General features: G+C 74.2%; 9 protein-coding genes. 4 read left to right on the top strand and 5 right to left on the bottom strand.

What is annotated here, in order from left to right; genetic code table 11:
• Positions 1-2: 2 nt before the first annotated feature.
• Positions 3-2102: a HelD family protein gene (locus O2W16_RS06380; RefSeq protein ID WP_269157970.1), complete on the bottom strand. Its 2100-nt coding sequence runs from the start codon at positions 2100-2102 to the stop codon at positions 3-5.
• Between the two features lie 102 nt (positions 2103-2204).
• On the opposite strand from O2W16_RS06380, the gene O2W16_RS06375 reads away from it, so the two are divergent.
• A complete protein-coding gene (locus O2W16_RS06375) occupies positions 2205-2999 on the top strand; it encodes a YsnF/AvaK domain-containing protein (RefSeq protein WP_269157969.1) in 795 nt (264 codons plus the stop codon).
• Between the two features lie 14 nt (positions 3000-3013).
• On the opposite strand, the gene O2W16_RS06370 is transcribed toward O2W16_RS06375, so the two are convergent.
• Positions 3014-3700, bottom strand: coding sequence for an alpha/beta hydrolase (locus tag O2W16_RS06370; protein WP_269157968.1), 687 nt, complete (start codon positions 3698-3700; stop codon positions 3014-3016).
• 55 nt (positions 3701-3755) lie between these two features.
• Here O2W16_RS06370 and O2W16_RS06365 point away from each other — a divergent pair, with 55 nt between their 5' ends.
• Entirely contained in the window at positions 3756-4781 is a 1026-nt protein-coding gene (locus O2W16_RS06365) for a zinc-binding dehydrogenase (protein ID WP_269157967.1), read from the top strand.
• 196 nt (positions 4782-4977) lie between these two features.
• Complete coding sequence (locus O2W16_RS06360) at positions 4978-6807, top strand: NAD(P)/FAD-dependent oxidoreductase (protein ID WP_269157966.1); 1830 nt, start codon at positions 4978-4980, stop codon at positions 6805-6807.
• 26 nt (positions 6808-6833) lie between these two features.
• On the opposite strand, the gene O2W16_RS06355 is transcribed toward O2W16_RS06360, so the two are convergent.
• The 3 genes from O2W16_RS06355 to O2W16_RS06345 all read right to left on the bottom strand — a co-directional run bounded on the left by O2W16_RS06355 (position 6834) and on the right by O2W16_RS06345 (position 10820).
• The gene (locus O2W16_RS06355; protein ID WP_269157965.1) at positions 6834-7502 is read right to left on the bottom strand and encodes an acVLRF1 family peptidyl-tRNA hydrolase; all 669 of its coding nucleotides are present in this window, start codon (positions 7500-7502) and stop codon (positions 6834-6836) included.
• An 88-nt stretch (positions 7503-7590) separates the two neighbouring features.
• Entirely contained in the window at positions 7591-8805 is a 1215-nt protein-coding gene (locus tag O2W16_RS06350) for an MFS transporter (protein WP_269157964.1), read from the bottom strand.
• Positions 8806-9005: 200 nt separating this feature from the next.
• Positions 9006-10820 carry a phosphoenolpyruvate carboxykinase (GTP) gene (locus O2W16_RS06345; protein WP_269157963.1) on the bottom strand — a complete coding sequence of 605 codons (1815 nt, stop codon included), beginning with the start codon at positions 10818-10820 and terminating at the stop codon, positions 9006-9008.
• A 192-nt stretch (positions 10821-11012) separates the two neighbouring features.
• On the opposite strand from O2W16_RS06345, the gene O2W16_RS06340 reads away from it, so the two are divergent.
• Positions 11013-12185, top strand: a complete 1173-nt coding sequence (locus tag O2W16_RS06340; protein ID WP_269157962.1) for an NADH:flavin oxidoreductase/NADH oxidase — start codon at positions 11013-11015, stop codon at positions 12183-12185.
• Positions 12186-12226 lie beyond the last annotated feature (41 nt).

Below are 12226 nucleotides of genomic sequence, written 5' to 3'. Positions count from 1 at the left end.
GCCTAGGGACGCCGACCTGCCGGCCCGGCCACAGGTTCCCCGGTCAGCAGCTCGGGGAGCTCGCCGCGGTGCAGCACGACCAGGCTGCTCACCGCCCGGGTGAGGACGACGTAGAGCCGGTGCAGCCCGCGGGGTTCCGCGGCGACGATCGCGGCCGGCTCCACCACCACGACGTGGTCGAACTCCAGCCCCTTCACCAACCCGGCCGGGACGACGGACACCCGGGCCGGTGCGGCGCCGTCGTCGGCCAGCGGCGCGACGTCCAGTCCCGCCGCGGTGAGCACCCCGACCACCTCGGCGACCGAGGCGTCGGCGCAGACCACCCCGGTCGAACCGGCGGTGGCCGCCAGCTCGGCGACCAGCTCGGCCAGCGGCCCGGCCAGCGTGCCGACCGGCCGCAGCTGCAGGGCGCCCGGCTCCCGGCGGGCTGCGGTGGCCGCGGCCAGCCCGGGGGCGATCGCGGGCAGCAGCCGGTTGGCGAAGTCGAGCACCTCCCCCGGCACCCGGTAGCCCCGGGTCAGCGGCCGCACCGTCGTGGCCGGCCGGCCGAGCGCCGCCAGGGTCTGCGTCCAGTCCGTCGCCGACCAGGGGCTGGTGGCCTGGGCCAGGTCGCCGAGCACGGTCAGCGAGCCCGCGCCCAGCCGGCGGGCGACGGCACGGCACTCCATCGGCGAGAGGTCCTGTGCCTCGTCCACCACCACGTGCCCGTAGCCCGGGGTCCGTTCCAGCATCCCGGCCACCTCGTCGACCAGCACCGCGTCCGCGGCCGTCCACCGGGCGGCGCGCACCGACCGCGGTGCGCGGGGCCAGTGCAGCAGCGCCTGCTCCTCCTCGGTCAGCACGCCGCGGGCCGCCCGGGCCAGCCGTTCGGGGTCGGTGAACAGGTCGTGCACCAGCCCGGCGGCGTCCACCGCCGGCCAGACGGCGTCGCAGAAGGCCCGCACCTCGGCGCTGCGGGCGGTCCGGCGCGTCTCCGCGTCGGAGGGGCTGCCGCCGCCGGCCTCCTTCAACCGCCGGGCGTACTCGGCCAGGGACATCGCCAGCCGCTCCCGGCCGGCGGCGTAGTGCACCAGCTGCTGCTCGTCGACGCCGCTGGTGCCGGCCCGGCGCAGGTCGTCCACGAAGCGCTTGAGCCGGTCCTCCCCGATCCGGTACTTCCGGCCGGCCAGCGTCACCTGCACCGAGTCCACCGGCTTGCGGATGCCGCCCCACAGCGCCCGGCGCAGCACCTCCGCCATCCGCGGATCGCCCTTGAGGACGGCGACCGCCGGCTCGTCCCGGGCGCGGACCGTCACCCGGGCGGTGAGGCTCGCGACCGTCGCCTGGTCGACCTCGACCTCGCCGAGCGCGGGCAGCACCTGCTCGATGTACCGCAGGAAGGCCCGGTTCGGCCCGACCACCAGCACGCCGGTGCGGGCCAGCTGGTCGCCGTGCGTGTAGAGCAGGTAGGCCGCCCGGTGCAGCCCGACGGCCGTCTTGCCGGTGCCCGGGGCCCCTTGCACGCAGATCGACTCGGCCAGCGGGGCGCGCACGATGTCGTCCTGGTCGGGCTGGATGGTGGCCACGATGTCGCGCATCGGGCCGCTGCGCGGCCGCTCGATCTCCTGGCGCAGGATCTCGCCAGCGCCGCCGTCGTCCTCGCCGTCGGCGAGCTGCTCGTCCTCGTAGCTGGTCAGCTCCCCGCCGGCGAACCCGAAGCGGCGGCGGCGCAGCAACCCCTGCGGTTCGGCGGCGCTGGCCTGGTAGAACGGCCGGCTCATCGGCGCACGCCAGTCGATGACGACCGGGTCGCCGGCCGCGTCGCGCACGTGGCGGCGGCCGATGTGGAAGCTCTCCGGGCCGGCGTCGCCGGCGCCGTCGGTCCGGCCGAAGAACGCCGGGACGCCCGGGTCGGCGGCGAGGGCGAGCAGTCGTTCGGCCCGGGCGGCACCGAGCCGTTCGGAGGCCCAGGCGTCGACGCCGGCGTCGGTGACCGAGACGGCGGCGGCGCGCATGGAGGTCAGGCACTCCGCCGCGCGGAGCAGGTGGTCGCGCTCGGCGGCGAGGACGGGATCGGTCGGGTCGGCGGCGGAGGGAGGGGCCGGGGCGAACGGCACGGACACGGTCAGAGGACGCTACGCGTGCTCCGTACCCGGCTCAACCGACTTCCGCCACGACCCGCCGGGCGATGTGTAGACCAGTGCCTTCTGGATCACCCACCTGGCATGGCCAGTGACCCGACTCCGCCCTCTGTCATCGGGGCGATCGCCCACGACCGCGACGGGAAGCCGCTGGGCACGATCACCGCGGTCTACCTCGACGACGCGACCCAGCAGCCCACGTGGGTGGGCCTCACCCCGGGGACGCACGCCGCCACACCGGACACCGACGACGTGCCGACCATCGCCCCGGTCGCCGGGTCAGAGTTCGCCGACGGCCGGCTCCTGCTGGCCGTCGACTCGGCCGCCGTCCACTCCGCGCCCCGGGCGACCCGGGCGGACCACCTGAGCCCGGACGAGGAGTCGGCGCTGCTCGAGCACTACCGCGAGCCGGCCCCGGCCCCAGCCCCGGTCCGGACCACAGCCCAGCCCACCGTCCCGACCCGGACCAGCGACGGCGATGGCGTGATGACCCGCGCCGAGGAGCAGCTGGACGTCACCACCGTGGTCGAGCCCTGGACGCGGGCCGTGCTCCGCATCGAGGAGGTCAGCGAGGAGGTGCTGGTGCCGGTGACGATCACCCGCCAGCGCGCCCGGATCGAGCACCTCCCGCTCGCCCACGGCGATCGTGAGGCCGGCCCCGCCTCCTCACCGGGAGAGCGGTCGTCGGGGGAGCGGGAGCCCTCTCGGAGCACCGGGTGGGTCACCCTCTACGCCGAGGAGCCCAGGGTCTCCCTGGAGCGCGTGCCGGCCGAGCGGGTGCGGCTGACCACCTCGTGGGAGACCGAGGAGACCGCGGTCACCGAGCAGCTGCGGCACGAAGAGGTGGAGCTCACCACCAGCGACACGCCCCGCGACTGAGCCGGCCGCCCCGGTCAGCCGGCCGGGGCGCCGAGCCACCAGTCCAGCCCCGCGGTCACCAGCTCCGGGGTGATCACGTGCCCGCCGGCGAACTCCTCGTAGGTCACGTCGTAGCCGTCGGCGAGCAGTTCGGCGGAGACCCGCCGCCCGCACCGGTCCACCGGCAGGACCGGGTCCTCGACGCCGTGGCTGAGCCAGAACCGGGCCCGACCGTACCGGCCGGGCGAGGAGACGAAGCCCGGGGAGAAGGCCAGCACGGCCTCGGCCAGGTCGCCGTTGGCCACGCCCAGCGAGAGCGCGTACGAGCCGCCGTCGGAGAACCCGGCCACGGCCACCCGGCTCACCGGGCAGGTGGCGAAGACGTGGCCGAGCGCCGCGTCCAGCGCGGCGACGTCCCGGCCCAGCCCGCCGGCGATCAGGTCCCAGGTGGTGGCCGCCGACGTCGGGGCGAGCACGAGCACGCCCCGGTCGGTGGCTGCCGCGCCGACCGCGGCCAGGGATTGCTCCGCCGTCCCGCCGGCGCCGTGGAAGAACACCAGCAGCGGGCGCGGCTGCGGGTCGCCGGCCGGGACGGCGAGCAACGCCTCCGCCCCCGGCCCCAGGTCGAGCCGGGAGACCCCCGGGACGGGCGCGGGGCCGGTCGGCTGCTGGTCGGGGCGGCTGTCCAGGCGGCCGTCCGCCGCTCGTGAGGAAGGAGACACCGCGCTCCCCTACCCCCGGACGGCGGACCTGCACGGCCGGGGGCAGGGTGAGGTCATGGCCGAGACGATCCCTGACTCCATGCTCGCCGGGCGGCTGAACGTCCGGACCCGCGACTTCGCCGTCACCGAGGTGCCCGTGCCGACCCCGGGCCCCGGCGAGGTGCTCGTCCGGGTGCGCGCCGCCGGCGTGTGCCTGTCCGACGTCCACCTCATCGAGGGCGAGCTGACCCCGCTGTTCCTGCCCGGGGACACGGTGACCCTGGGCCACGAGGTCGCCGGCACCGTGGCGGCGCTGGGCGACGGCGTGACCGGCTGGGCCACCGACCAGCGGGTGCTGCTCCAGGCCGGTGAGGAGCGGCACGGCGTCGTGCACACCCGCGGCGTCGACTACGACGGCGGCTGGGCCCAGTACGCGGTGGCGCGGGCGGACACGCTGGTCGCCGTCCCCGACGACCTGCCGCTGGAGCAGGCCTGCATCGTGCCCGACGCGGTCTCCACCCCGTGGGGGGCGATCACCGCCACCGCCGGGGTCCGGCCGGCCCAGCCGGTGGGCGTCTGGGGCATCGGCGGGCTGGGCGCGCACGGCGTGCAGCTGCTCCGGCTGGCCGGGGCCGCGCCGATCATCGCCGTCGACCCCGTGCCGGCCGCCCGGGAACGGGCGCTGCAGTTCGGCGCGGACGTGGCCCTGGACCCCGCCGACGACGACCTGGTCGACCAGGTGCGGGCAGCGACCGGTGGGGCCGGGCTGGCGTTCGCCTTCGACTTCGCCGGGGTCGCCGCGGTGCGCGAGCAGGCGGTGCGCGCGCTCGGCGTCGGTGGCGCGCTGGTGCTGGTCGGGCTGACCAGGCAGCCGCTGACGATCAAGGACGGGACCGCGTTCAGCTACTTCGGGCAGAAGGTGCTGGGTCACTACGGGTCGATGCCCGAGCACGTGCTCGAACTGGTGCAGCTGGTGCGGCACCACCGGATCGACTTCGCCCGCTCGGTCAGCGACACGCTGCCGCTCAGCGAGGCGGCGACCGCGGTCGATCGGCTGTCCCGCAAGGAGGGCGACCCGATCCGGCTGGTCCTCCAGCCCTGACCCCGGAGGGGCCAAAAGCGCGATTTTGACCCCTCCCTCCGTCACTGGATGTGTTTCGGATCGCACAGACGGTGGCGGCGCTCGACGGGGACGGGGCGACTCCTCCGGAGCTCTCTCACCGGGTGGCGGCAGGGTGGTCAGCTGCTCCCGGACGCCGGTCACGGCGGCCACTCCTCCGAGGACGCAGGAGATGCGCGTGACCCAGACGCTGGACCCGACCGACACCCCGACCACCGGAGCGGACGACCCCGGCAGCCGGGTGGCCGCCTGGCTGGAGGCATTCCAGTCCGCGCTGACCGCCCGGGACGTCGACCGGGTGGCCGAGCTCTTCGCCCCGACCTGCTTCTGGCGCGACCTGGTGGCGTTCAGCTGGAACATCACCACCGTCGAGGGACACGACGGCGTCCGTGACCTGCTCGAGGCCACGCTCGACCGCACCGACCCGCAGGGCTTCACGGCCGCCGAGCCGCCCACCGGCGCCGACGGCGTCGACGAGGCGTGGATCACCTTCGAGACCGCCGTCGGGCGTGGGCGGGGGCACCTGCGCCTGCAGGACGGGCGCGCGTGGACGCTGCTGACCACGCTGTACGAGCTCACCGGCCACGAGGAGCCGGCGCACGACCGCCGTCCGAAGGGCGCCGAGCACGGCATCCACCGCGACCGGGAGACGTGGCTGGACCGGCGCGAGCGGGAGGCCCGGGAGCTGGGGTACCAGACCCAGCCGTACGTCCTCGTCGTCGGCGGCGGGCAGGGCGGGATCGCGCTCGGGGCCCGGCTGCGGCAGCTCGACGTCCCCACCATCGTGATCGACAAGCACCCCCGGCCCGGGGACCAGTGGCGCAGCCGCTACAAGTCGCTGTGCCTGCACGACCCGGTCTGGTACGACCACCTGCCCTACATCAAGTTCCCGGACAACTGGCCGGTGTTCGCCCCCAAGGACAAGATCGCCGACTGGCTGGAGTCCTACACCCGGGTGATGGAGCTGAACTACTGGTCGAACACCCGGGCGATCAGCGCCGCCTACGACGAGGCGACCCAGGAGTGGCGGGTCACCGTCGAGCGGGACGGGACGCCGGTGGAGCTGCGCCCGAAGCAGCTGGTCCTGGCGACCGGGATGTCGGGCAAGCCGAACGTCCCGGTGCTGCCCGGCCAGGACGTCTTCCGCGGCGACCAGCACCACTCCTCGGCCCACCCCGGCCCGGACGCCTACCGCGGCAAGGAGTGCGTGGTCATCGGCTCCAACAACTCGGCCTTCGACATCTGCGGGGCGCTGTGGGAGAACGGCGCCGACGTCACGATGGTGCAGCGCTCCTCGACCCACATCGTCCGGTCGGAGTCGCTGATGGAGATCGGGCTGGGTGCGCTGTACTCCGAGGAGGCCGTCGCCGGCGGCATGACGACGGAGAAGGCCGACCTCACCTTCGCCTCGCTGCCCTACCGGATCATGCACGAGTTCCAGATCCCGCTGTACGACCAGATGCGAGAGCGGGACGCCGACTTCTACCAGCGGCTCGAGGCCGCCGGGTTCGACCACGACTGGGGCGAGGACGGGTCGGGCCTGTTCATGAAGTACCTGCGCCGCGGCTCGGGCTACTACATCGACGTGGGCGCGGCCGACCTCGTCGCGAACGGCGACGTCCGCCTGGTCAAGGGGCAGGTCGACCACCTGACCGAGGACTCGGTCGTGCTGACCGACGGCACCCAGCTGCCGGCCGACCTGGTCGTCTACGCGACCGGGTACGGCTCGATGAACGGCTGGGCCGCCGACCTGATCAGCCAGGAGGTCGCCGACCGGGTGGGCAAGGTCTGGGGGCTGGGCTCGGACACCACCAAGGACCCGGGCCCCTGGGAGGGCGAGCAACGCAACATGTGGAAGCCCACCCAGCAGGAGGCGCTGTGGTTCCACGGCGGGAACCTGCACCAGTCCCGGCACTACTCGCTCTACCTGGCGCTGCAGCTCAAGGCCCGAGAGGTGGGCATCCCGACCCCGGTGTACCGGCTACAGGAGGTCCACCACACCTGCTGAGGGGCCGAAGTCGCGACTTCGGCCCCTCAGGTGCGGTCGGTGGGCTCCACGATGTGCACGCGCACGGCCCGGAACTGGGCCGGGGTCGCCAGCAGCACCACCTTCGTCGGCTCGCCGACGTCCAGCGCGGGCAGGCGCGGCAGGTCGGCCAGCGGGCGCAGCCGCGGGTCGGTCAGCACCTCCGCGGCCAGCCCCTTGTCCCCGCCCGGCGCCAGCGCGTCCAGCGTGCCGGCGTGCGGCAGCAGCACCCGGGCGGCGGTGTCCGCGGCGTGGCTGACGACGGCGTCGGTCTGGTGCCCGCGCCGGCGGGCGAAGCGCTGCTGCGACCAGCCCCCGGCGGCCGTGCGGCCCTGCACCTGGCGGGTGTCGACCTTGGAGACGACGAGGTCCGCGCCGTCGAACACCCCGACCGCCCAGCGGCCGCGCCGGACCAGCAGGACGGCGGTGCGCCGCGGCACCTTGGCCGCGGCGGTGAAGGCGGTCAGCGGCGCCGGTCCCGGCGTCCAGCCGTAGGGGACGGTCAGCCGCACCGTGGTGGTGTCCTGACAGGTCACGGTGACCACGCCCGCGTCGTCGACCTGCACGTCGGTGAACGCGCCGTGCCGCTGCGCGACGCCGTCCAGCCAGCGGTCCAGCCGCTCCGGGGCGACCCCGAGCAGGCGGCCGCCGCAGGCGGCCGGGCGAGGGGAGGTCATCCGCCGAGCATCGCAGCAGCAGGCCGGTCCGGCCCGCTCCCGGGTCCCACCGCGAGCGTGCGAGGGGTGGGGAGGACGGGGTCCTCCTTCAGTGGGCCAACGCCGGGGAGGCGGCGTGCTCGGCCGGCACGTGCAGCGTCCGCTGCCCCAGGCCGACCACCACCGCCGCCAGGCCCGCCGCCACGGTGGCGACCAGGAAGCTGGCGTTCGCCCCCACGGTGTCCACGATCTTCCCGGCGACCGACGCCCCGATCGCCACCCCCAGGGCCAGCGCGGTGCCGATCCAGGTGAACGCCTCGGTGACCGCAGATCGGGGCACCAGCACCTCGGCCAGGGTGAAGGCGCTGATCAGCGACGGCGAGACGGCGATGCCGGCGACCACGACCAGCGGCAGCATCAGCCAGTAGCTGGTGACCAGCACCAGCGGCACGGTCAGCACGGTCAGGACGACGAGGGCAGCGACCAGCCGGTGCCGCAGCCGCACCTTCCAGTGCACGACGCCCCAGCCGATGCCGGCGAACATCGAGCCGGCGGCCAGGCCGGCGATGAGCAGCCCGGACAGCGACCGCTGACCCACCTCGTCGGCGAAGGCGACCAGCCCGATCTCCAGCGCGCCGAGGATGGCGCCGACCGCGGCCCCCACCACGAACAGCACCCGCAGCCCTCGCACCCGGATCGCCGACGCCCCGCGCCGGTGCCCGTGCGCGGCCGGCGGCGGCTCGGTGTGCCCCTGCGCGGCGAACAGCAGGCTGCCGACGGCAGCCAGCGTGAACGCGGTGACGACGCCGGAGGTGGTGTGCCCGGTGGTGGACAGGAAGGTGACCAGCACCGGCCCCACGATGAACACGAACTCGTCGACCACCGACTCCATGGCCAGCGCGGTGGGCAGCCGCGGGGTGCCGCGGAGCAGGTGCGTCCAGCGCACCCGGATCATCGAGGAGACCGGCGGGATGGTCGCCCCGGCGGCGGCGGCGGTGAGGAACACCGTCCACAGCGGCCAGCCGCCGCGCACCGACCAGAGGAAGCCCACCCCCGAGACGACGAAGATCGCCAGCACGGAGAGCAGCACCCGGCGCTGGGCATGGGTGTCCGCCAGCCGGCCGATCACCGGCCCGGCGATCGCGGTGGCGACCGCACCCACGGCGGCGACCGCACCACCCAGTCCGTAGGAACCCGTCTCGGACTGGACGAGCAGCACGCTGCCCAGGCCGATCATCGACAGCGGCAGCCGGCCGATGAACGCGGCCAGCACCATCGGCAGGGCATGCGGGGTCCGCAGCACGTGCAGGTACGGGTTGGGCACGAGCGGACTGGCCTCCGTCACGGGGGATGGGCACGCCCCCGCCACGCTAACCCGACCGCGCCACCACCGGCGGAACGGGAGCGGAGCGTCGCCGGACGCGACGAGGTCCCGCCCCCCGACGACGCTGTCGGGGAGCGGGACCTCGTCCCGGGGGTCGGCCTCCGCGGCGGCCGACCCGGTCTGTGGCCGGTGCTACCGGCTCAGGCGAGACGGCTCTTGAGGATCTCCAGCTCGTCCCACATGGTGCTGGGCAGCTTCTCGCCGAACTTCTCGAACCACTCGGTGATCTGCGGGACCTCGGCCTGCCACTCGTCCTTGTCCACGCGCAGGGCCTGCTCGACCTGGTCACGGGTCATGCCCAGCCCCGAGACGTCGAGCGAGTCCGGCGTCGGCACGTGCCCGACCGGGGTCTCCTCGGCGGCCGCGGTGCCCTCCAGGCGCTCGACGACCCACTTGAGCACGCGGCTGTTCTCCCCGAAGCCCGGCCACAGGAAGCCGCCCTCGTCGTCCCGGCGGAACCAGTTCACGTAGAAGATCCGCGGGAGCTTGCTGGCGTCGTGCTGCTTGCCGGTGTCGACCCAGTGCTGGAAGTAGTCACCGGCGTTGTAGCCGATGAACGGCAGCATGGCGAAGGGGTCGCGGCGGACGACGCCGACGGCGCCGGTGGCTGCGGCGGTCGTCTCCGAGGAGAGCGTCGCGCCCATGAACACACCGTGGTTCCAGTCCCGCGCCTCGCTGACCAGCGGGATCGTGGTCTTGCGGCGTCCGCCGAAGAGGATGGCCGAGATCGGCACGCCCTTCGGGTCCTCGTACTCCGGCGCCAGGATCGGGCACTGGGTGATCGGCGTGCAGAAGCGGCTGTTCGGGTGGCTGGAGGGCTCCTCGGACTCCGGCGTCCAGTCCCGGCCCTTCCAGTCGGTCAGGTGGGCGGGGGCGTCGTCGGTCATCCCCTCCCACCAGATGTCGCCGTCGTCGGTGAGCGCGACGTTGGTGAACACCGAGTTGCCCTGGTCGATGGTGCGCATCGCGTTGGGGTTGGTGTCCCAGCCGGTGCCCGGGGCGACGCCGAACAGCCCGAACTCGGGGTTGAGGGCGTAGAGCCGACCGTCCTCGCCGAAGCGCATCCAGGCGATGTCGTCGCCGAGCGTCTCGACCTTCCAGCCCGGGATGGTCGGCTCGAGCATCGCCAGGTTCGTCTTGCCACAGGCCGAGGGGAAGGCCGCGGCGACGTAGTACGTCTTCTGCTGCGGGCTGGTGAGCTTGAGGATCAGCATGTGCTCGGCGAGCCAGCCCTCGTCCCGCGCCATGACCGAGGCGATGCGCAGCGAGTAGCACTTCTTGCCCAGCAGGGCGTTGCCGCCGTAGCCGGAGCCGTAGGACCAGATGGTCCGCTCCTCCGGGAAGTGCACGATGTACTTGGTGTCGCTGCACGGCCACGGGACGTCGGCCTGCCCGGCCTCCAGTGGGGCGCCGAGGGAGTGCATCGCCGGCACGAACGGCCGGTCTTCACCCATCGCCTGGAGCACGCGGCTGCCGATCCGGGCCATGACCCGCATCGAGACGACGACGTACTCGGAGTCCGTGAGCTCGACGCCGAACATGGGGTTCTCGGCCTCGACCGGGCCCATGCAGAACGGGATGACGTACATCGTCCGGCCGCGCATGCACCCCCGGTACAGCTCGGTCATGACGGCCTTCATCTCGGCCGGTTCCATCCAGTTGTTGGTCGGACCGGCGTCGGCCTCGTCGACCGAGCAGATGAAGGTGCGGTCCTCGACCCGGGCGACGTCACTGGGGTCGGAGGCGCAGTGGAAGGAGTTGGGCTTCTTCGCCAGCCGGGTGAAGGTGCCGGCGTCCACGAGTCGGGTGGTCAGCCGCTCCCACTCCTCGTCGGAGCCATCGACCCACACCACCTGGTCGGGCTGGGCCAGCTCGGCCATCTCCTGCACCCAGGCAAGGAGTCGGGCATGCGTGGTGGGGGCGTTCTCGAGACCTGGGGTGGCCACGGAAGTCACGGCGTCTCCTCCTTCGGGTGCCGCCGGCGGGGTTGTCGCACCGGCGCTGTGTCGACCCCCCGGCCGCGACGCTGGGGCCGGGGGGATCGGGCCAGGCTACCGGTCGAAAGGCGTACGTCTAGAACGTCTACCAAGAGTGTGACGCACGTCCCCCTGGAATGCCTCCCGACCACCGCGCGGTTGACCGCGGTCGTGAGCACACCTCAGCTCCTGCAGCCCCTGACCCTGCGCGGGGTCACCCTCCCCAACCGCCTCGCGGTCGCGCCGATGTGCCAGTACTGCGTCTCCGACGGGGTGGTCGGCGACTACCACCTGGCCCACCTGGGCCGGTTCGCCCTCGGCGGCTTCGGCCTGGTGATGGTCGAGGCCACCGGCGTGACCGCCGAGGGCCGGATCAGCCCCGGCGACGTCGGCCTGTGGAACGACGAGCAGGTGCCCGGCCTGGCGCGCGTCGCCGCCTTCCTGCGCGAGCACGGCAGCGTGGCGGCGATCCAGCTGGCGCACGCCGGCGGCAAGGGCAGCACGCTCCGCCCCTGGGACGGCGACGGCCCGGTCACCGCGGAGAACGCCCGGCCCGGCGACGTCCCGTGGACGCCGGTCTCCCCCAGCGGCGTGCCGATGGGCGAGGGCTGGCCGGCCCCCCGCGCGCTCGCGCTCGAGGAGCTCCCCGCCGTGCGCGACGCGTTCGTCGCCGCCGCCCGCCGGGCGCTGACCGCCGGGTTCCAGCTCGCCGAGGTGCACACCGCGCACGGCTACCTGCTCAACGAGTTCCTGTCGCCGCTGACCAACACCCGCACCGACGCCTACGGCGGGTCGCTGGAGAACCGGATGCGGTTCCCGCTCGAGGTGGTCGAGGCCGTCCGCGCCGTCTGGCCGGCCGACCTGCCGCTGATGGTGCGGGTCTCCGCCGTCGACGCGACCCGCGACGGGACGACGCTGGCCGACACCATCGCCTTCTGCCGGGAGCTGAAGGCCCTCGGGGTGGACGCGATCGACGTCTCCGGTGGGGGCATCGGCAGCGGCTGGGAGCACCCGATCGGCTACGGGTACCAGGTGCCCTTCGCCGCCGCGATCAAGGAGCAGGTCGGCATCCCGACCATGGCCGTGGGCCTGCTCGTCGACCCGCAGCAGGCCGACGCCGTCGTCGCCACCGGGCAGGCCGACCTGGTCGCCGTCGCCCGGGAGGCCCAGGACGACCCGAACTTCGCCCTGCACGCCGCCCGTGCCCTGACCAGCTCCTACGACGCGTACCCGGTCCAGGCCGGCCCGCGGCTGGCCTCCCGCGACCGGCTGCTGCACCGGCTGGGCCGGTGGACCGGACCGGACCCGGTCCGGGTGGAGCCCGCCCGGGCCGCCCAGGCCTGAACCGCCCAGGCCTCAGCCACCCACCCGACCGTGGAGCCGCC

It is taken from the genome of Modestobacter sp. VKM Ac-2984 (assembly GCF_026967985.1).
Classification (GTDB): Bacteria; Actinomycetota; Actinomycetes; order Mycobacteriales; family Geodermatophilaceae; genus Modestobacter.
The sequence above is the reverse complement of the archived record's forward strand: the minus strand, read 5'-3'. Positions and strand labels throughout refer to the sequence as shown.

Bases quoted from the DNA above. Each gene is read 5' to 3' on its own strand.
- O2W16_RS06375 (WP_269157969.1), top strand. From the start codon at position 2,205: ATGGCCAGTGACCCGACTCCGCCCTCTGTCATCGGGGCGATCGCCCAC.
- O2W16_RS06365 (WP_269157967.1), top strand. From the start codon at position 3,756: ATGGCCGAGACGATCCCTGACTCCATGCTCGCCGGGCGGCTGAACGTC.
- O2W16_RS06355 (WP_269157965.1), bottom strand. From the start codon at position 7,502: ATGACCTCCCCTCGCCCGGCCGCCTGCGGCGGCCGCCTGCTCGGGGTC.